Consider the following 18,342-nt stretch of genomic DNA (forward strand, 5'->3'; position numbering starts at 1 on the left):
CATATGCTATAATGTTTTTAACAATGAAATGAAGGAGCTTAAAAATGGCAAATCACGCATCTGCAAAAGCAATCCCTTTACATCAAGTTCAAAGTCAACGACTAAAAAATAAAAAAAAGCAAATTGGATTGATTGGTGGTACCTTTAATCCCATTCATCAGGCACATTTGATTATGGCTGAACAAGTATTGTCAAGATTAGGTCTTGATGGTATTTGGTTTTTGCCTGATAATATCCCGCCTCATAAGCAAAAAAAGACAGCTATTGAAGCTAATTATCGAGTAGATATGCTGAAACTAGCTATCGAAGATAATGACTCATTTGATTTGAACCTTTCAGAAATTTATCGTGGTGGTGTGAGCTATACGCTCAACACGATTCAGTCACTCAAAGAACAACATCAAGACATTGATTTTTACTTTATTTTGGGTGGAGATATGATCCAGGACTTACCTAACTGGTACCAGATTGACGAGTTATTGCCACTGGTGACGTTTGTAGGTGTTAGACGTCCTGGATATGAGGTGACAAGCCCTTATCCAGTTATTTGGGTTGATTCACCGTTACTTGAAATCAGTTCAACTCAAATTAGAAAGCGTTGTCAAAATCATGAGTCAATTCGTTATTTAGTTCCTAAAAAAGTAATGGATTATATTAACGAAAAGGGGTTATATCAAGATGAATCTTAAATTTACTGAAACTTATTCAGAGTTATCATCAGATGAAATTATTGAAAAAGCAAAAAACAAATTAAGCCAAAGCCGATTTGACCATTGTGTACGTGTTAGTCAGACTGCGCAAAAGCTAGCTAAAAAATATGGCGTAGATCAAAATTTAGCGGCATTAGCCGGTTTTGTTCATGATTATGCTAAAGAAGTACCAGTTGAAGACTATATTAAAACAATCAAAACCCAAGATTTTGATCAAGATTTATTGAACTACAATCGTGGTATTTGGCATGGTATCGTGGGTGCTTATTATATTGAGCAAGAATTAAAAATTACAAATGCAGATATTTTGACAGCTGTTAAACGTCATACTACTGCAGATACTCAGATGACTGATTTAGATAAAATCGTTTTCATGTCTGATTACATTGAACCAGGTCGTCATTTTCCTGGGGTAGAAGAAGCCAGAAAATTAACCAATCAAAGTTTAGATTTAGGTGTAGCTTATCAGCTACAGCAAACCTTACTTTACTTAATTAAAAACAATTTTAAAGTTTATCCCAAAACATTAGCGAGTTACAATGTTTGGAATGTAAAATAAAAGGAGTATTTTTTTGAAAGATAGTAAACAAATTTTAGATTTAGTAGTAGAAGCCATTGATAACAAACATGGTGAGCAAACAGTTGCATTAGATATGACAGATTCAAGTGTTATGGCTGATTACCTTGTGATTTCACAAGCTAACTCACACCGTCAATTGCAAGCAATTGTTGATGAAGTTGTTGAAGAATCAAAAAAACAATCAGTTGAAATTTTGCAAGTTGAAGGTGAAAAAGATTCAACTTGGTTCTTGATTGATTTATATGATGTTATTGTGAACGTCTTTTTACCAGAAGCACGTGAATTTTATGCTTTAGAAAAACTATTTGCTGACGCAAAACTAGTTAACTTGGATTAAAGCAATGACGTATCAATCCTTCGCCAAAGTATACGATGAATTAATGGATAAAAGCCTTTATCCTAAATGGCTTGATTATGTTAAACGTCACGTGCCAATTGGTAGCAAAATTTTAGAAATTGCAGCTGGTGCTGGAGATTTATCTGAGTTGCTGATTGACGCGGGTTATGAAGTTACGGTAACTGACTTGTCAAAAGATATGCTTAAGCTAGCAAAAGATAAGTTGCAGGGAAAAGCCAAGCAAATAAAAGTATTGGATATGCTAGAACTAAATGATGTTGACCAATATGACGCTATTTTATGTTTTGATGATTCTATTTGCTATATGTCTGATTTAGCTGATGTGACGCAAGTTTTCAATAACGCTTATCGTGCATTGAAACCTGGTGGACAGTTCTTATTTGATGCACATTCGCTTTATCAGATGGATGAGTTATTTGATAATTATATGTTCAATGTTGAGACTGATGAATATTTATTTATTTGGCACAGTTATTTGACTGATGTTGAGCATGCCGTTGTTCATGACTTGAAGATTTTGACACCAGATGGCAAAAATCGTTATCAAGCAAAAGAAGAGCTGCACTATGAGCGTACTTATCCTTATCAAGACTATGTTAGAAGTTTAGATTGGGCTGGCTTTTCAGATATTGAGCTGACTTCTGATTTTAGTAATCGATTTGATGAAAAGAAAGCAAAACGTTGGTTTTTTAGAAGCAAGAAAGGGTAGACAATGAGTGTAACGGGAGTAATTGCTGAGTTTAATCCGTTCCATAGTGGACACGAATTTTTAATGAATCAAGCACGCCTTGTTGCGCAAGATGATCCGATTATTGTGGTGATGTCAGGGAACTATGTTCAGCGTGGCGATATTGCAATTAGTGATAAATGGACAAGGACTGAGGCAGCATTAGCAGCCGGTGCTGATTTGGTTGTTGAGCTGCCTTTTCACCACGCAGTACAGCCAGCAGACAGGTTTGCACAAGGTGCAATAGAAATATTAGCTGAATTAGGTGTTGAAACGCTAGTTTTTGGTGCAGAAAATGCCCGACTTAACTTTGAATCGTTAGGACAAAAAATCAGTGAAATCATGCAAAAAAGTGCTGATTTCTCTGATTATACGCAAACTTATGCTGCTCAGTATAATGATACAATTGCAAACGAATTAGGATATGAAGTTAATCGACCTAATACACTATTAGCAATTGCTTATTCAGTGGCTAACGTTACTCTAAAAAAGAAGTTAACAATGCAACCTGTTAAACGTTTGGGAGTGGATCATGATCAACCACTTGAAAAAAAACAACCAGTTGCTTCAGCTTCAGCGATAAGAAAAGCGCTTAATCAACAAGAAAATCTAACCGAAGAACTCAAAAACTGGCTACCAAAAAAAGAATTGGCGACAATCTTATCTCAACCTAATTTTCCTGATTGGGAAATGCTTTTTCCATTTTTGAAATATAAGATTGAATCCACTTCATCTTCTGAATTAGCCAAAATTTATCAAATGACTGAAGGTCTTGAGAACCGTATGAAGCAAGTGATTCATCAAACTGAAACTTTTGATGAATTCTTGATGGCACTCAAGTCAAAACGCTACACTTATGCCAGACTGAGACGTTTGGCGCTTTATTGTTTACTGAATGTTTCTGATGATCAAATCCAGCAATTTAATCAAAAGAAATATGCACGAATATTAGGTTACTCAAAACTAGGTAGACGTCATTTGAAACGCGCAAAAAAAGAAACAGAGCTAACGATTATTAGCCGTGTAAACAAAAAGAATGCTAATAAGGATGGCGACTTAGCATTAGAAGTGCAAGTTGACCGATTATATGAACAAATTGCCAAACAAAATAGTCAGAATTTTGGTCGTCGACCAATAGAAAGGAAATAAGATGTTAACACACAACTTTTCCGATTTGATTCGTTATGAGAATCAATTCACTTCTGTTGAGCAAGATATTGACTTAACGGAGGTTCTAAAAGAAAGAACTAAAAATATGATTGAGGAAGCCAAACATGTTCAAGTAACAGGGGAATTGATCAATGATTACCCATTTGTTATTTCACGCTTACATGTCAAAGTGGACTTGGTTGTATTATCAACTAGAAGTTTGACACCGATTAATTACCCATTGTCATTTTCTTTTGACGAGGCCTATACAGACACAAAACCTCGTGAAGAAGATTTTGATTTATATGGCACAATTATTGAAGTTGAAAATGATAAAGTTGAGTTGCAAAAGGCTGTTGAAGATAACATTATCTTGAACTTACCAACGCAAATTCTAACTGAAGAAGAACAACAAAATGATGAAATGCCTTCTGGAAGTACTTGGCAAGTGATGAGTGAAGACGACTACTTTGAACAAAAAGAAAAGACAAAAACTTCACCATTTGCAAAACTAGGTGATTTGTTAGAAGATAATGATGATAAAAAATAAAAACATGACTTTATAATCTAGCTATCATCTGATACGATTAATGAGAATAAAACGGAGGGATTTTGTTATGAGCAAACAACCACAAATTGGTGTAATTGGAATGGCCGTTATGGGTAAAAACTTAGCCCTAAACATTGAAAGCCGTGGTTACACTGTCGGTATCTATAACCGTACAGCCGCAAAAACTGAAGAAGTTATGGCTGATCACAAAGAAAAGAACCTAGTACCAAGTTATGACATTAAAGAATTTGTTGAAAGTCTAGAAAAACCTCGTCGTATTGTGATGATGGTTAAAGCTGGATTCGGGACAGATGCTGTTATTGATGAACTATTGCCTTTACTAGATAAGGGTGATGTTTTAATTGATGGTGGTAATACGTTCTTCGAAGATACAGTTCGTCGTAACGAAAAATTAGATAAATCAGGTATCAACTTTATTGGAATGGGTGTATCTGGTGGAGAATTAGGTGCTTTACAAGGACCTTCTATGATGCCAGGTGGTCAAAAAGAAGCTTACGATTTAGTAGCCCCAATCCTAAAAGAAATGTCAGCTAAAGCTGAAGATGGCGAACCTTGTGTGACTTATATTGGACCTAATGGTGCAGGTCACTACGTTAAAATGGTGCATAATGGTATCGAATATGGTGACATGCAATTAATCGCTGAAAGTTACAATATTTTGCGTAATGTACTAGGCTTAAGTGTTGATGAAATTGCTGAAATCTTTGCTGAATGGAACAAAGGCGAATTATCAAGTTACCTAATGGAAATCACTGCTGATATCTTGACTCGTAAAGATGATTTAGGATCTGATAAACCAATCGTTGACTTGATTCTAGATGCAGCAGGAAACAAAGGAACAGGTAAATGGAGTTCACAAAATGCCTTAGAATTAGGTGTTTCACAATCTCTAATTACTGAAGCTGTTTATGCAAGATATATCTCTGCTTTCAAAGATGAACGTGTTGAAGCAAGTAAAGTCTTAAATGGCCCTAACTTTGACGGTTCATCATTGAACAAAGAAGAAGTTATCGAAAGTGTTCGTAAAGCATTATACTTCAGTAAAATCATGAGTTATGCTCAAGGTTTTGAACAAATGCGCATTGCTGCTGAACATTATGATTGGCCACTAAACTTTGGTGAAATTGCTAAAATTTGGCGTGAAGGCTGTATCATTCGTGCACAATTCTTACAAAAGATTACTGACGCATACAATGAAGATGAATCAATCAACAACCTATTGATGAACCATTACTTTGCTGATATTGCGAATGATTATCAAGATGCTGTTCGTGATGTGCTATCTATTGCGATTAAAGCAGGAGTTCCTGCACCAGCGTTTTCTAGTGCAGTATCTTACTTTGATTCATATCGTTCAGAAGTAGTTCCAGCTAACCTTATTCAAGCTCAACGTGATTACTTTGGTGCACATACTTACCAAAGAACTGATCGCGAAGGAACTTACCACTACCCATGGTATGACGAACAATAAATGATAAGGAGCTGTTAATCAATTAGCAGCTCTTTTCTTTTGTCTACTATACAGACTTAAATTATGTTAAAATTAAAAGTGAATATTAAATGAAAGTATCGGTAAAACTATGAGTAAAATTTTAATCATTGAAGATGAAAAAAACTTAGCGAGATTCGTAGAACTAGAATTACAACATGAAAAATACGAAACACATGTTGAATACAATGGACGTAAGGGACTAGATGTTGCTTTAAACGAAGATTGGGATGCCATTCTTCTAGATTTAATGCTACCTGAACTTAATGGTCTAGAAATTGCAAGACGTGTGCGTCAATCAAAGAGTACACCAATCGTGATGATGACTGCGCGTGATTCAGTTATTGACCGTGTTTCTGGACTTGACCATGGTGCAGATGACTATATCGTTAAACCATTTGCTATTGAAGAGCTATTAGCTCGTTTACGTGCTGTATTGCGTCGTGTTGAGATTGAAGACAGTCAAGGCACAAGTAACCTAGCTAAACAAAAAATCGTTAAATTTAACGATTTAGTGATTGAAACAAGCAATCGTACAGTGCACCAAGATAACAAAATTATTGATTTAACAAAACGTGAATACAACTTACTCATTACATTAATTGAAAATGCTAATAACGTTGTGTCTCGTGATCAATTACTTCACAAAATTTGGGGTCCTGATTCAAAAATTGAAACGAACGTTGTTGAAGTTTATATTCGTTACCTAAGAAACAAAATTGATGTTAAAGGACGCCCTTCATACATTAAGACAATACGTGGAACAGGTTATGTAATGAGAACGGATGATTCAGTTGCTAAGTCAGACCAAGCCGAAGAAAAAGAATAGAGAAAAACAAACCGAGAAAAAGCATTTTCATATTTCAGTCGCTTTCAAGTGGACAGCATTGATGGCAATGACTATTACGATTATGTTTGCCATTTTCTCATTGGTGATTACGCATTTAGTTAAAGAACAACTAATGGTACAAGAACGCCAAGCAGTAGAAGAAACAACCAAGAATTTCGAAGACCGGTTGTCAACGATTAAATCAGATTTGACGATTGCAACGGTAGTTCCAGCTTTATCAACAAAGAAGGAACAGCCAAACGACCAATATTCGGTTCAAGCGGCTCCTGACTTAGATCATAGCGGTCTGAGTGAAGCAATTTACAATAATCTTACTAATAAAGATATCAGTGTAACGGTTTATAATCTGAGTTTAGAGAAGCTCTTTCAAACTCGTGCTACGAATTATTTATTAAGTCGAGAAACGCTGAGCTTTGGTGAAAAGTTCGTTGAGAGTTCAAAAGGTCAAACAATGTATTTGATTAAAGCAATCAAATCAACAAATGGCCATAATATTACGGGTTATGTCGTTGTTGAAAATAAAATGACAAACTACAATAATATTTTAAACGGTCTACGTTTTTGGATGTTCATTTTATCTGCTGTTGGAATAATCCTGGGTATACTTGTGAGTTACTTGCTAATTTCAGGTTTATTACGACCAGTTAGACAAATTTCCAAGGTTGCTCGAGAAGTAGATGAGCATCCGGATGAAACAGTTCGTATCCCAGATTTACATCGTCATGATGAATTAGGTGATATGGCGTCAGCCTTTAATCAGATGCTTGACCGAATGCAACGCTATATCGACCAACAAAAGCAATTCGTGGAAGATGTTTCACATGAATTGCGTACGCCTGTGGCGGTTATTGAAGGTCATTTGAAGTTAATCGACCGATGGGGTAAAGATGATCCTGAGGTTTTAGCAGAGTCAATTGATGCTTCAATTCAAGAGATTTCACGAATGAAGCACTTGATTCAAGAGATGCTTGACTTAACTCGTGCTGAACAGATTGAAGTGCTTTTCCCTAATGAAATTACTAAAGTTTCACAAGTGGTTCAACAAGTTGTCGATAACTTGCAAATGATTCATCCAGATTTCAAAATTGTTTTAGACAATGATGTTTCAGCAAAAACTGAAGTTAAAATTTATCGTAATCACTTTGAGCAGATTTTGATTATCTTGCTTGATAATGCGATTAAATATTCAAAAACTCGCCAAGAAGTACACTTATCAGCTTCGACAGACACACGAAACGTCAGTGTGATTGTGCAAGATTTTGGTGAGGGAATTACACCCGAAGATAGAGAAAAAATCTTTAACCGTTTTTATCGTGTAGATAAAGCACGAACACGTGAAAAAGGTGGTAACGGCCTGGGATTGTCTATTGCTCAAAAACTTGTTGGTGAGTACGGTGGTCAAATTAGCGTTGAATCTGAACCAAATGTGGGTAGTCAATTTAGAGTTGATTTTCCAATTTATAGACCAGAAAAAACTAAAAGCCGTAACAATAAGCAAAATAAAAAAGACTAGAATTTCTAGTCTTTTTTATTTTGTTTGCCAGCATTACGTTGACGATTTTGTTCACGTGTATGAGTTGGCTTTTCAGTAGTAGTACCAGGTTGAGTAGTAGATGATTTTTTGTTTAAAATATCATCAATAACTTCTGGTGTCACAACTTCAACGATTTCTGTATCTTGATTAGCTTGTTCACTTTGCTTTTTGATACGAGGTTGTAAAATGTATGACATTACTAATTGTTGGATTAATACAACGATACCACCAACTAAGAAGTAAAGTGAAATACCACCAGGAGTTGAAATACTGATGAAGAAAGTCACTAAAGGACTAATGAAAGCAGTTGTCTTCATCATTTGCTTTTGTTCAGGCTCAGCTTTGCTGTACATGATGAAACTTTGGATAACATAAAGTAAAGTCGCAACAATTGTAATAATAACAGATGGACTACCTAGTGAAATACCAAAGAAACTTGAATGAACAATGTCTTGTGAGTACTGAATTGACTGGTAAATTCCCATCAAGAAAGGTAATTGAATAATTAGCGGTAAACAACCAATACCACCTGTGATTGACATATTGTTTTCACGGTAGACTTGCATTTGCAATTGGTTGATTTGCATTTTTTGTTCTTGAGTTGTAGCGGAATCTTTAACTGCTTTTTGGATTAAATCAGTTTGTGGTTTAACCAGTTTCATACGTTCTTGATGACGTAAACTTTTAGATTGTTGATTAATCATTAAAGGTAGTAAAATTAAGCGAAGAACACCTGTAATAATAATCAATCCCCAACCGATACCATTTGGTTGACCAAGTGTGTGCCCGATGTTTAGCATGATTTGTTGGATAGGTTTACCGATTAGAGAATAGATAAAGCCTTGAATACCTCCTGGTTCACCCGTTGCCGTGTGAGCAGCACATCCAGTCAAAACTAATGCCATCAAAGCGAGCAATAAAACAAGTTTTGTATTTTTTTTAGTCATATAATGTAAGAAATCCTTTCTAAGAGTCTCTAAACAATTATACTAGAATAGTCAGTGTAGTCAATTGAAGTCATTAGGATTCAATTCAGTCAATCACTTTTGTTTTTTAAGACAAAAGTGGTATAATTATTCATCGCAAAAGGAGAATATTATGCAACAAATTACATCTTTAACTAACAAAACAATTAAAGAACTTAAAAAATTACAACAAAAGAAGTACCGTCAAAAATATGGACTTTATTTAGTCGAAGGATTTCATACAGTTGAGGAAGCACTAAAGTCTAATCAATCTTATCGTTATTTGATTGGAACAGCAGATGCTTTAGATAAAGTTATAACTAATTATGATGTCAAAGACGACAAAGTGTTAGAAGTTACTGACGAGATTGCCAATGCGCTGAGTCAAACGAATACTTCTCAATCGATTTTTATGGTGTTGACAATTAATCAACCTAAGTCATTTAGTTTTTATCCTGGAAAATGGGTCTTGCTTGATAACTTAGCTGATCCAGGAAATGTCGGCACAATTATCAGAACAGCAGATGCTGCAGGATATGATGGCGTGATTTTGAACACTAAGAACGTTGACTTGTATAATGATAAAGTTCAACGTGCGATGCAAGGTAGCCAATTTCATATTACAGTCTTACAACATGATTTAGATGACGCAATCATCAACTTAAAAGATGCGGGTAACCGTGTATTTGCGAGCTGTTTAGATGATGAAGCGATTCATTCAGATGAAGTCGAATCAGGTAATGCCTTTGCTTTGATTGTTGGAAACGAGGCACACGGTGTGAGTTTTGAACATTTAGAGTTAGCAGATTCTAAGGTTTATATTCCAATTCTTGGACAAGCAGAATCTTTAAATGCAGCGGTTGCAGCTGGAATTATGATGTATCAATTTGTCTTATAAATCGCAAAAAAATATGTTACTATACATTTATAAGTACGGTTTTTTGAATCACGGAGGGATTTAATATGTGTAACAAAACTTTACAAACAACTGAAAATGAAATTCTATGTCATTGTTTTATCGAATCCTTTGAATTTTTAGGTAAAAAATGGAATGGATTGATTATTTGCGCACTATGCAAAAATGAAGCAATGCGCTTTAAAGATTTAGCTAATATCGTTCAAAAGTGTTCTGATAGAGTATTAACAGAACGCCTTAAAGAATTAGAATCTTTAAAAATTGTTGACCGTTCTGTCGATGAACAAACAGGTGTTATTCGTTACTCACTTACTCAAAAAGGTGATGAGTTAAAACCCGTTATGGACCAAATCCATGCTTGGGGTAAACGTTGGCACGAAGAAGAAAACTAGTTGCGATATTTTGATATTTAGTTTAGAATTTACACTATACAAAGATTGAAGCTAGTAGTAGTGTGGCCATGATAGCGAGAGTTGGACAGTGCAAGCAACTTATGAAGACACTATGAATTTCACTTCAGGAGTAGAATCTAACCCATTCCGGCTATCACCGTTATCTGATGTACTAAGTGTATGAGACTTTTATGTCTGATAAAGCAGGGTGGTACCGCGATGTCAAAAGCTTCGTCCCTTTTTGGGGATGAGGCTTTTTTTATTTGAAAGGAGAGCTATTATGTCTATTTTTGATCATATTCAAACATTAAAAGATCAAGGGTTAACACAAATTAAAGAAGCTAATGACTTGGATACTTTAAATGATATCCGAGTTAATTTAACAGGTAAAAAAGGTGAACTAACCAAAGTGTTACGTTCAATGAAGGACTTATCAAACGAGGAACGTCCTAAAGTTGGACAAGTTGTTAATGAGGTTCGTGATTTATTTGCAACTGAAATTGATAACAAAAAAGAACAATTACAACATGCTGAACTTGAGGCACAAATGCAAAAAGAAGCAATTGATGTCACACTTCCAGGTAAAGAAAGCTACCTAGGAAGCCACCATTTGATTAACATTGTGCGTCAAGACATTGAAGAGTTCTGCGTGAGCTTAGGTTACCAAGTGATTACAGGTCCTGAGGTCGAGTCTGATCATTACAACTTTGAAATGATGAACATTCCAAAGAATCACCCTGCTCGTGATATGCAAGACACATTCTACGTGGATGCTACACACGAACACTTAATGCGTAGCCAAACTTCACCTGTACAAGCACGTACACTTGAAAAACATGACTTTTCAAAGAGCCCACTAAAAATGATTTCACCCGGTAAAGTTTACCGTCGTGATGATGATGATGCGACTCACTCACACCAATTTAACCAACTAGAAGGTTTGGTTATTGATGAAAACATCACAATGGCTCACTTAAAAGGAACACTTCAAGCTATTGCCCAACATGTTTTTGGTGAAGACCGTGAAATTAGATTAAGACCAAGTTACTTCCCATTTACTGAACCATCAGTCGAAGTTGACGTGACTTGTTTTGCTTGTGGTGGTAAAGGTTGTTCAACATGTAAATCAACAGGTTGGATTGAAGTTTTAGGTGCTGGTATGGTGCATCCTAACGTCTTAGAAAACGCTGGCGTTGACAGTCAAAAATACGGTGGATTCGCCTTTGGTCTTGGATTAGATCGTTTTGCTATTTTGAAATATGGTGTAAGTGACATTCGTGACTTCTACCTTAATGATGTTAGATTCTTAGAACAATTTAGACAGGAGGCCAAATAATGTTAGTTTCATATAATTGGTTAAAAGATTACTTAGATGTGACAGTGGACCCTGCTGATTTAGCTGAAACAATTACACGTACAGGGATTGAGATTGAAACACTGGAACATCCTCAAGAAGGTTTGAAAAAAATCGTGGTTGGTCATGTTCTTTCTCTTAAAAACCATGAAAATTCAGATCACTTAAGAGTCGCACAAGTTGATGTTGGGGAAGAAGAACCCTACCAAATTGTTTGTGGTGCGCCTAATATTGCAGAAGATCAATATGTTATTGTCGCATTACCTAACTCACGTATTGCTGGCAATGAAAAAATCAAAAAGGGCAAACTACGTGGCGTTGTTTCTCAAGGAATGATCTGTGGTTTACAAGAAATTGGATTCAGTGATTCAGTTGTGCCAGAAGAAGTTAAAGATGGTATTTATGTTTTTGAAGATGCGATTGCACCTGGTACAGAAGTTTATGAAGCATTAGGAATGGATGACTACATTCTTGATTTTGATATCACACCTAACCGTGCAGACACTTTATCAATGGAAGGTGCAGCTTATGAAGTTGGTGCTATTTTAAGCCAAAAACCTAACTTGAAAACACCAGAAGTTGCTGAAGATGCCAAAAGTTTCGATTCACAAGTTGAAGTCTCACTTGATTTAGATGAATCTGCTGTTTCAAATTATCGTTTGAGATATTTAACAGATGTTAATAATGCTAAAAGTCCACTTTGGATGCAAACACGCTTGATGAATGCTGGTACACGTCCAGTGAATACAGTTGTTGATGCTTTGCAATATGCGATGATTGAAATGGGTCAACCACTAACTGCATTTGATGCTGATAAAATTCAAGGCGATTTACAAGTTCGTTTTGCTAAAGCTGGCGAAACTATTCAATTGAAAGATCAAGATCCAATTGAACTTGATACAGAAGATATCGTTATTGCAGATGACAACAAAATTCTAACACTAGGTGGTGTGGCAACTGCAACCGTTGCTGAAGTAGATGAAAATACAACATCACTTGTTTTACAATCAGCTATCTATGATGGGGCGTTAGTTCGTAAATCAGCTCAAAGACACGGTGTAAGAACGGATTCTTCTGCTCGTTATGAAAAAGGCATTAACTGGGATAATACCCAAAAAGCAATCGACTACTTGGCCCAACTTATTGCTGAAAATGGTCAAGCAAAAGTGTTAGCGGGTACAAAAGTGATTAGAGATACTCAAAAATCACCTGTTGTGATTGATATTACAACTGCTCGTATTAACCATGTCTTAGGAACTGAATTAAGTACAGCAGATATTATTGCTATTTTTGAACGTTTACAATTTGGCGTTGTGGCCGAAGGCGATACCTTAAGCGTGTCAGTTCCAGCAAGACGTTTTGATATTTCAATTGACGCTGATTTAGTTGAAGAAGTTGCCCGTCTTTACGGCTACGATAACTTGCCAACTGTTTTACCAGTTGTTGAACAAACAATCGGTGGTTATGACAGACAACAACAAGCATTAAATAAAGCACGTGACTTGTTAGTTGGCTTTGGCTTAGATGAAACAATTAACTACTCTTTAACATCTCATGATAAAGCCGTAAGCTTTGTCAAAGAAGCAAAAGATGTAATTGCCTTAGACTGGCCAATGACTAAAGAACACGAAGTGCTACGTCAAAACTTAGTATCTGGGTTATTAGATAGTGCTGTATACAATGCCGCTAGAAAACAAACTGATTTACGTTTATTTGAACAAGGTCGTGTCTTTAGCCGAGAAAATGGTCAAAACCAAGAAGTTGACCACATTGCTGGATTATATGTTGGACAAAACCGTCCAAATAACTGGCAACATGATGTCAAAAACTTTGACTTTTATGAAGTAAAAGGTCAAGTTGAAGCTTTCTTAAAAGCAATGGGCTTCACTAAAGCAACTAATTATGTGGCAGAACCAATCAAAGGGATGCATCCAACACGTACAGCAGCTATTTACTATGATGGTCAATACGTTGGTTTTGTTGGTCAAATTGATCCACGTGAATTACCAAAAACTAAGTTGAAAGAAGTTTACGCTTTTGAATTAGACATGGTAACATTGCTTTCAATTGATGTTGAACCAACAGTTTCAAAAGAAGCACCAAAATATCCAGAAATCAAACGTGATTTATCATTACTAGTTGATGAAGCGGTAACCAACTCACAAATCATCTCAGTTATTGATGAAAACGGTGGTAAGTATCTACGTGATATTCAAGTCTTTGATGTTTACTCAGGCGACAAATTAGAAGCCGGCAAACAATCAATTGCTTACCAACTTACTTTCCAAGATTTCACACAAACATTGAAAGATGATAGCGTTAATGAAGCAATTGAAGCTATCACACAAGCACTAACAACAGAACTTAATATTAGTGTTCGTTAGTTAATGGGGAGCTATTATTATGAGTAATCACAAACAAGCTAAACCTACAAAAAAATTAGTCAAATGGATTATCTCTATTTTAATTATTTTGATTGCTGTAGTTAGCTTATCGACGGTTGTATACGTTAATCAATCCTTACAACCTTATAATGTTTCAGATCAATCCAAAAAAACGGTTAATATCCCAGAAGGAGCAACTAACCGTGATGCTGCGATTATTCTAGAAAAGAATGGGTTGATTAAAAATTCAACCATATTTACTTATTGGGCTAAATTCAATCACTACGATGGATTTAAAGCAGGAGACTATTCATTATCACCTTCAATGACTTTAACCGATATTGTGAATAGTTTACAAAATGGATTGAATAAAGCAACTGAGGGGCAAATTGTTATTAAAGAAGGAGACAATATCGATGATATTGCGACTTCAATCGAAAAAAATGGCAAGTTTAAAAAACAAGACTTTTTAGACCTAGTTAATAATAAAGACTTTGTCAAAAAGTTGGCTGAAAAATATCCAAACTTGCTAAATGGGCTAACTGATAGAACTAATTTACGTTACTTACTAGAAGGTTACCTATACCCAGCAAGTTATGACATTTTTTCATATTCAAAACTTGACGATATTGTTACAACAATGGTTGATAAAACAAACCAAGAACTGACACCATTTTATGATCAAATTAAATCACAAAATAAATCAGTGCACGACGTGTTAACTTTAGCTTCTCTAGTTGAAAAAGAAGGTGTGAGTGACAGCGACCGTGCTAAGATTGCAGGTGTTTTTGATAATCGTATCGATCAAGGTATGACATTGGGTACCGATATTTCAGTTTTATATGCACTTAATCAACATAAGACGATGCTTTCAATTGAAGATACTAAAGTAGATTCACCTTACAACCTTTACCAAAATAAAGGGATTGGACCAGGTCCATTTGCAATGCCAAGCGAATCTTCAATCAAAGCCGTTCTAAATCCTGCTGATCGTGATCAAGGTTATTTATACTTTGTGGCAGATTTGAAGACTGGAACCGTCTACTACAGTAAGACTTATGATGAACATATCGCAACAAATACACGATTAGGTCAACAAAATTAAACAGGTAGTTGACAAATTGGTTCATTCACTCTAATATTTATCAGGAATGAATATAGAAATATGGGGTGTTTATAAGGATGGTCGAAAGAGTATTTCCTATGACAGCTGACGGTAAAGTTAAGCTTGAGGAAGAATTAGAAACTTTAAAATTAGAAAAAAGACCAGAAGTTATCGAAAGAATTAAAATTGCACGTTCTTTTGGTGACTTATCTGAAAACTCAGAATACGAATCAGCAAAAGATGAACAAAGTGTGTTAGAAAGTCGCATTAAGCAAATTCAAGAAATGTTGAAATACGCACAAGTTGTTGATGCAACTCAAGCAGAAGCTGACGAAGTTGCCATCGGTAAAAAAGTGGTCTTCACAGAAGTTGGTGAAGATGATCCTGAAGAATACATTATTGTTGGTTCATCAGAATCAGATCCATTATCTGGTAAGATTTCAAATGATTCACCTATTGCCAAAGCTATTATTGGTAAAAAGACAGGAGATGTTGTTTCAATCTCAACTCCTGGTGGCGAATTTGATGTTGAAATTCTAGAAGTAACCTTAGCTGATTAAAATAAAAAAACGTCGATTAGACAGTTAGTCTAATTGACGTTTTTTTATTTTGCGGTGTGTATATAAACCACCTAACATTAAGATAAGTGTGATACCAGATAATACAAACGGATAAATAACGTAATCAGGTTGATAGTAATATTCAATATGATGAGAACCACTTGAAAGGGGAAGGCTCCAAAATGTATTTGCCCATTTTACCGGTGTTACGATTTTTCCATCTACTTTAAATTTCCAACCACTATCAGCAGGGATTGAAGTCATAAAGCGTTTGCTTTCCGACAACTCAACATCTGATGTGTAGTGTGTATTAGATAATTGTTTGGTATTTGTTGGTGTTGACTTAAGAGATTCAACGTCTGTCTTGAAAGAAGCATTATCAAATCGGTATAAAGATAATAAAGAGAAGGACAAGAAGTCTTTTTGTAATTCCAATTTGAAAGTGATTTTGACACCTTTTTGATTACTTGCAATATTCAAGACGCGATTTTCATTGCCACCAAGTGAACTACCACTAACAATAATATCGTTAATATAAAGTTTAACTTGTTTATTATCGAAGAAGTTTGGAACCAGTAAGTAGTAAGAGTCGTTGGTTTCGGGTGTGAAACTATACTCAACTGAAGCTGGCTTTCCTTGTTCCATGACATGATAAGAAGTTGTATCTAGTGATTTTTCAACACTAACATTTGAGAGTGAAACATCCATCTCAGGTTGCTTTTTGAAATATGAAGCTTGTTTGTTTAACAAGTTTGACATTAGTTCTTCTTGATTTAAGATTGGACGATTAGTTGCCAATGAAACTTCTGAAGGATTCTCAGGAGCAACGAATGAAATCGGCAATGAACTATCATTCTTATAAACATCAATCTGATAGTTTTTCATGATTTTTTGGTAAGTATCTAAGTCAGGTCTTGAAGATAAAGTCGCAAAGCGATTAGGTGTTTTGAACGGAAACGGATCTGAATTATCTGTGTAATTATAATAATATTTCACACCTAATAGTGAGTCAGTTAAAACTGTACCATTGGTATAGCTATAAGAACTACCACTACTTTTAAGACCTAAACGATTCAAGAAACTACTTTGATAGTAAGGCGTTAGCGAATTAAAGTGACTGATACCGTTAAATTGTCCACTGAAGGGATCATCATTTGAACGATAGTAAGTTTTTTCTGTTCGGTAAAAACTATCATCGGAAGCTTTAATTTTTTGACTGGTATCGGCGTTTTGATGTGAATAGTTAACATAAGCACTATTTGATTGATAAGAGATATTGTTCAAACTGGCCGCAAAGTTACTTGAAAGATCCAACGTAACTAGTGCCATTAATAGGATTGGGGCAATAGCACCCCATGCATTAAATCGCTTATATAGATAAATTCCCATGGCAAAAAATACAGCTGTAAAGGCAATATTTAGCCAGTCTAAAAATGTAAATTGTGTGAGGTTAATTGAGACAAAAATGATAGCTGCGGCAATTAACACGAGTTGAACAATCCAAGTTTTCTTACTATCAAACTTGATATTTTTGAGGTAATCACTAGCCAGTATTAAGCATAAGAAGACTAAACAGAAAGTAAATCTTCCTGGGAACCAAACGGGGAATTGTCCCATATGCCACATTAAAACAAGCGGAATAAAAGACAATGAACCAACCATAAAGAAGAAAAGTCCAAAGAAGCTGATTCTGATTCGCTTAGCAATAGCTTTGTTCATAAAGAAACCAATAACAGCTAGTAACAAGATACTACTAAAATAAATATTTGGCATACCATAAGACATTTGATTGAAGTCAAATGAACCAATCATCAATTTTGCTAATGTATTTTGCGGTGGATATTGGAAGGCTAGTTCAAACTGTGATCCTTGTGATTGACCTTTACCAGTTAACAGCTCAAGTACAGTAGGAACTAAAACGAAGGCTGTGAGTAGTGCAGACAACAGATTAACACCAATGTACTTAGCAAATAACTTGCGCCAGTTTTTAGGATGGTGAATAATCCAAAGTGTTATATAGTAGAAAAAGCCAAACAACAGCGCCATATATCCTGAATAAAAGTTTGTGATTAGCAACGCACAAGTTACAAGTAATAATTTTTTGAATTGGGGTTTTGATACGAACCAGTCATCAATCGTTTGAATTAGAATAGGTAGCAAGATAACTGAATCAAGCCACATTAAATTGAAATTATTAGCAACAACGAAACCACACATAGCATAAGCAGTAGATAGGGCTAATGTTGTATAGCCATTAAGATGGTTACGACGGTTGAAATAGTGAAAACTACTTAAGCCAATAAAACCAATTTTAGTTAAAATAACAAAGAAAATTCCGGTTGGGAAAAAGGCAGTTGGCACTAGCAGTAGAATTAAGTTGAACGGACTTAGTAAATAGTAAGCCCAGGTTCCAGCCATTGCGCCACCCAATCCTTTGCTAAATGAATATAAAATATCACCAGGATTTTGAGTAACGGTATGCTTAAAGTAAGCTAAAAAGTCAATATATTGCTGACCTAGGTCAACTGTTAGAATAGAATTGTCACCAAAAGGATAAGCTCCTCGTAGTGCAAAATAAATTAAGAATAAAATAAAAGGTAATAAGAAACTGAGCCACTTAAAAGTCTTGATGTTATCAACTTTTATTAGGCGAGTTAGATATTTGTTTTGCATAATCTCCATCCATTATTTAAAAAAT

The 18,342-nt window shown here is 35.3% G+C and carries 17 protein-coding genes; 15 read left to right on the top strand and 2 right to left on the bottom strand.

Features of this window, described 5'->3' with window-relative positions; genetic code table 11:
* The first annotated feature begins 44 nt into the window (after nucleotides 1-44).
* The 9 genes from JNUCC72_RS01850 to JNUCC72_RS01890 all read left to right on the top strand — a co-directional run bounded on the left by JNUCC72_RS01850 (nucleotide 45) and on the right by JNUCC72_RS01890 (nucleotide 7,947).
* On the top strand, nucleotides 45-689 hold the full coding sequence (locus tag JNUCC72_RS01850; RefSeq protein ID WP_454144319.1) for a nicotinate-nucleotide adenylyltransferase: 645 nt from the start codon (nucleotides 45-47) through the stop codon (nucleotides 687-689).
* Nucleotides 679-1,269: a bis(5'-nucleosyl)-tetraphosphatase (symmetrical) YqeK gene (gene yqeK, locus JNUCC72_RS01855; RefSeq protein ID WP_454144321.1), complete on the top strand. Its 591-nt coding sequence runs from the start codon at nucleotides 679-681 to the stop codon at nucleotides 1,267-1,269. The genes JNUCC72_RS01850 and yqeK overlap by 11 nt, the downstream gene beginning before the upstream one ends.
* Nucleotides 1,270-1,282: 13 nt before the next feature.
* Nucleotides 1,283-1,627, top strand: coding sequence for a ribosome silencing factor (rsfS, locus tag JNUCC72_RS01860; protein ID WP_454144323.1), 345 nt, complete (start codon nucleotides 1,283-1,285; stop codon nucleotides 1,625-1,627).
* A 4-nt stretch (nucleotides 1,628-1,631) separates the two neighbouring features.
* Nucleotides 1,632-2,357: a class I SAM-dependent DNA methyltransferase gene (locus JNUCC72_RS01865; RefSeq protein ID WP_454144325.1), complete on the top strand. Its 726-nt coding sequence runs from the start codon at nucleotides 1,632-1,634 to the stop codon at nucleotides 2,355-2,357.
* A 3-nt stretch (nucleotides 2,358-2,360) separates the two neighbouring features.
* Nucleotides 2,361-3,524 carry a nucleotidyltransferase gene (locus tag JNUCC72_RS01870; protein WP_454144327.1) on the top strand — a complete coding sequence of 388 codons (1,164 nt, stop codon included), beginning with the start codon at nucleotides 2,361-2,363 and terminating at the stop codon, nucleotides 3,522-3,524.
* A 1-nt stretch (nucleotide 3,525) separates the two neighbouring features.
* Nucleotides 3,526-4,074 carry a DUF177 domain-containing protein gene (locus JNUCC72_RS01875; protein WP_454144329.1) on the top strand — a complete coding sequence of 183 codons (549 nt, stop codon included), beginning with the start codon at nucleotides 3,526-3,528 and terminating at the stop codon, nucleotides 4,072-4,074.
* Between the two features lie 67 nt (nucleotides 4,075-4,141).
* Nucleotides 4,142-5,566 carry an NADP-dependent phosphogluconate dehydrogenase gene (gene gnd, locus JNUCC72_RS01880; RefSeq protein WP_454144331.1) on the top strand — a complete coding sequence of 475 codons (1,425 nt, stop codon included), beginning with the start codon at nucleotides 4,142-4,144 and terminating at the stop codon, nucleotides 5,564-5,566.
* 109 nt (nucleotides 5,567-5,675) lie between these two features.
* Nucleotides 5,676-6,413 carry a response regulator transcription factor gene (locus JNUCC72_RS01885; RefSeq protein ID WP_454144333.1) on the top strand — a complete coding sequence of 246 codons (738 nt, stop codon included), beginning with the start codon at nucleotides 5,676-5,678 and terminating at the stop codon, nucleotides 6,411-6,413.
* Nucleotides 6,370-7,947 (top strand): HAMP domain-containing sensor histidine kinase, encoded by a 1,578-nt coding sequence (locus tag JNUCC72_RS01890; RefSeq protein WP_454144335.1) that lies wholly within the window; start codon nucleotides 6,370-6,372, stop codon nucleotides 7,945-7,947. Before JNUCC72_RS01885 ends, JNUCC72_RS01890 begins: the two co-directional genes overlap by 44 nt.
* A gap of 5 nt (nucleotides 7,948-7,952) precedes the next feature.
* Here the strand turns inward: JNUCC72_RS01890 and yidC are convergent, their stop codons facing one another.
* A complete protein-coding gene (gene yidC, locus JNUCC72_RS01895; RefSeq protein ID WP_454144337.1) occupies nucleotides 7,953-8,915 on the bottom strand; it encodes a membrane protein insertase YidC in 963 nt (320 codons plus the stop codon).
* A 151-nt stretch (nucleotides 8,916-9,066) separates the two neighbouring features.
* Between yidC and JNUCC72_RS01900 the strand changes: the two genes are divergently transcribed.
* The 6 genes from JNUCC72_RS01900 to greA all read left to right on the top strand — a co-directional run bounded on the left by JNUCC72_RS01900 (nucleotide 9,067) and on the right by greA (nucleotide 15,644).
* The gene (locus JNUCC72_RS01900) at nucleotides 9,067-9,831 is read left to right on the top strand and encodes a TrmH family RNA methyltransferase (RefSeq protein ID WP_454144339.1); all 765 of its coding nucleotides are present in this window, start codon (nucleotides 9,067-9,069) and stop codon (nucleotides 9,829-9,831) included.
* 65 nt (nucleotides 9,832-9,896) lie between these two features.
* On the top strand, nucleotides 9,897-10,241 hold the full coding sequence (locus JNUCC72_RS01905) for a winged helix-turn-helix transcriptional regulator (protein ID WP_454144341.1): 345 nt from the start codon (nucleotides 9,897-9,899) through the stop codon (nucleotides 10,239-10,241).
* 280 nt (nucleotides 10,242-10,521) lie between these two features.
* The gene (gene pheS / locus JNUCC72_RS01910; protein WP_454144343.1) at nucleotides 10,522-11,577 is read left to right on the top strand and encodes a phenylalanine--tRNA ligase subunit alpha; all 1,056 of its coding nucleotides are present in this window, start codon (nucleotides 10,522-10,524) and stop codon (nucleotides 11,575-11,577) included.
* A complete protein-coding gene (pheT, locus tag JNUCC72_RS01915) occupies nucleotides 11,577-13,979 on the top strand; it encodes a phenylalanine--tRNA ligase subunit beta (RefSeq protein ID WP_454144345.1) in 2,403 nt (800 codons plus the stop codon). The genes pheS and pheT overlap by 1 nt, the downstream gene beginning before the upstream one ends.
* Nucleotides 13,980-13,998: 19 nt before the next feature.
* Nucleotides 13,999-15,084 (top strand): endolytic transglycosylase MltG, encoded by a 1,086-nt coding sequence (gene mltG / locus JNUCC72_RS01920; RefSeq protein ID WP_454144347.1) that lies wholly within the window; start codon nucleotides 13,999-14,001, stop codon nucleotides 15,082-15,084.
* A gap of 77 nt (nucleotides 15,085-15,161) precedes the next feature.
* Nucleotides 15,162-15,644: a transcription elongation factor GreA gene (greA, locus tag JNUCC72_RS01925; protein WP_454144349.1), complete on the top strand. Its 483-nt coding sequence runs from the start codon at nucleotides 15,162-15,164 to the stop codon at nucleotides 15,642-15,644.
* Between the two features lie 24 nt (nucleotides 15,645-15,668).
* On the opposite strand, the gene JNUCC72_RS01930 is transcribed toward greA, so the two are convergent.
* Complete coding sequence (locus JNUCC72_RS01930) at nucleotides 15,669-18,317, bottom strand: YfhO family protein (RefSeq protein ID WP_454144351.1); 2,649 nt, start codon at nucleotides 18,315-18,317, stop codon at nucleotides 15,669-15,671.
* Between the last annotated feature and the right edge of the window lie 25 nt (nucleotides 18,318-18,342).

It is taken from the genome of Holzapfeliella sp. JNUCC 72, from assembly GCF_053668685.1.

Coding starts and splice junctions, on each gene's coding strand:
- JNUCC72_RS01850 (WP_454144319.1), top strand. CDS start 45: ATGGCAAATCACGCATCTGCAAAAGCAATCCCTTTACATCAAGTTCAA.
- yqeK (WP_454144321.1), top strand. CDS start 679: ATGAATCTTAAATTTACTGAAACTTATTCAGAGTTATCATCAGATGAA.
- JNUCC72_RS01865 (WP_454144325.1), top strand. CDS start 1,632: ATGACGTATCAATCCTTCGCCAAAGTATACGATGAATTAATGGATAAA.
- JNUCC72_RS01870 (WP_454144327.1), top strand. CDS start 2,361: ATGAGTGTAACGGGAGTAATTGCTGAGTTTAATCCGTTCCATAGTGGA.
- JNUCC72_RS01875 (WP_454144329.1), top strand. CDS start 3,526: ATGTTAACACACAACTTTTCCGATTTGATTCGTTATGAGAATCAATTC.
- gnd (WP_454144331.1), top strand. CDS start 4,142: ATGAGCAAACAACCACAAATTGGTGTAATTGGAATGGCCGTTATGGGT.
- JNUCC72_RS01885 (WP_454144333.1), top strand. CDS start 5,676: ATGAGTAAAATTTTAATCATTGAAGATGAAAAAAACTTAGCGAGATTC.
- JNUCC72_RS01890 (WP_454144335.1), top strand. CDS start 6,370: ATGATTCAGTTGCTAAGTCAGACCAAGCCGAAGAAAAAGAATAGAGAA.
- yidC (WP_454144337.1), bottom strand. CDS start 8,915: ATGACTAAAAAAAATACAAAACTTGTTTTATTGCTCGCTTTGATGGCA.
- JNUCC72_RS01900 (WP_454144339.1), top strand. CDS start 9,067: ATGCAACAAATTACATCTTTAACTAACAAAACAATTAAAGAACTTAAA.
- JNUCC72_RS01905 (WP_454144341.1), top strand. CDS start 9,897: ATGTGTAACAAAACTTTACAAACAACTGAAAATGAAATTCTATGTCAT.
- pheS (WP_454144343.1), top strand. CDS start 10,522: ATGTCTATTTTTGATCATATTCAAACATTAAAAGATCAAGGGTTAACA.
- pheT (WP_454144345.1), top strand. CDS start 11,577: ATGTTAGTTTCATATAATTGGTTAAAAGATTACTTAGATGTGACAGTG.
- mltG (WP_454144347.1), top strand. CDS start 13,999: ATGAGTAATCACAAACAAGCTAAACCTACAAAAAAATTAGTCAAATGG.
- greA (WP_454144349.1), top strand. CDS start 15,162: ATGGTCGAAAGAGTATTTCCTATGACAGCTGACGGTAAAGTTAAGCTT.
- JNUCC72_RS01930 (WP_454144351.1), bottom strand. CDS start 18,317: ATGCAAAACAAATATCTAACTCGCCTAATAAAAGTTGATAACATCAAG.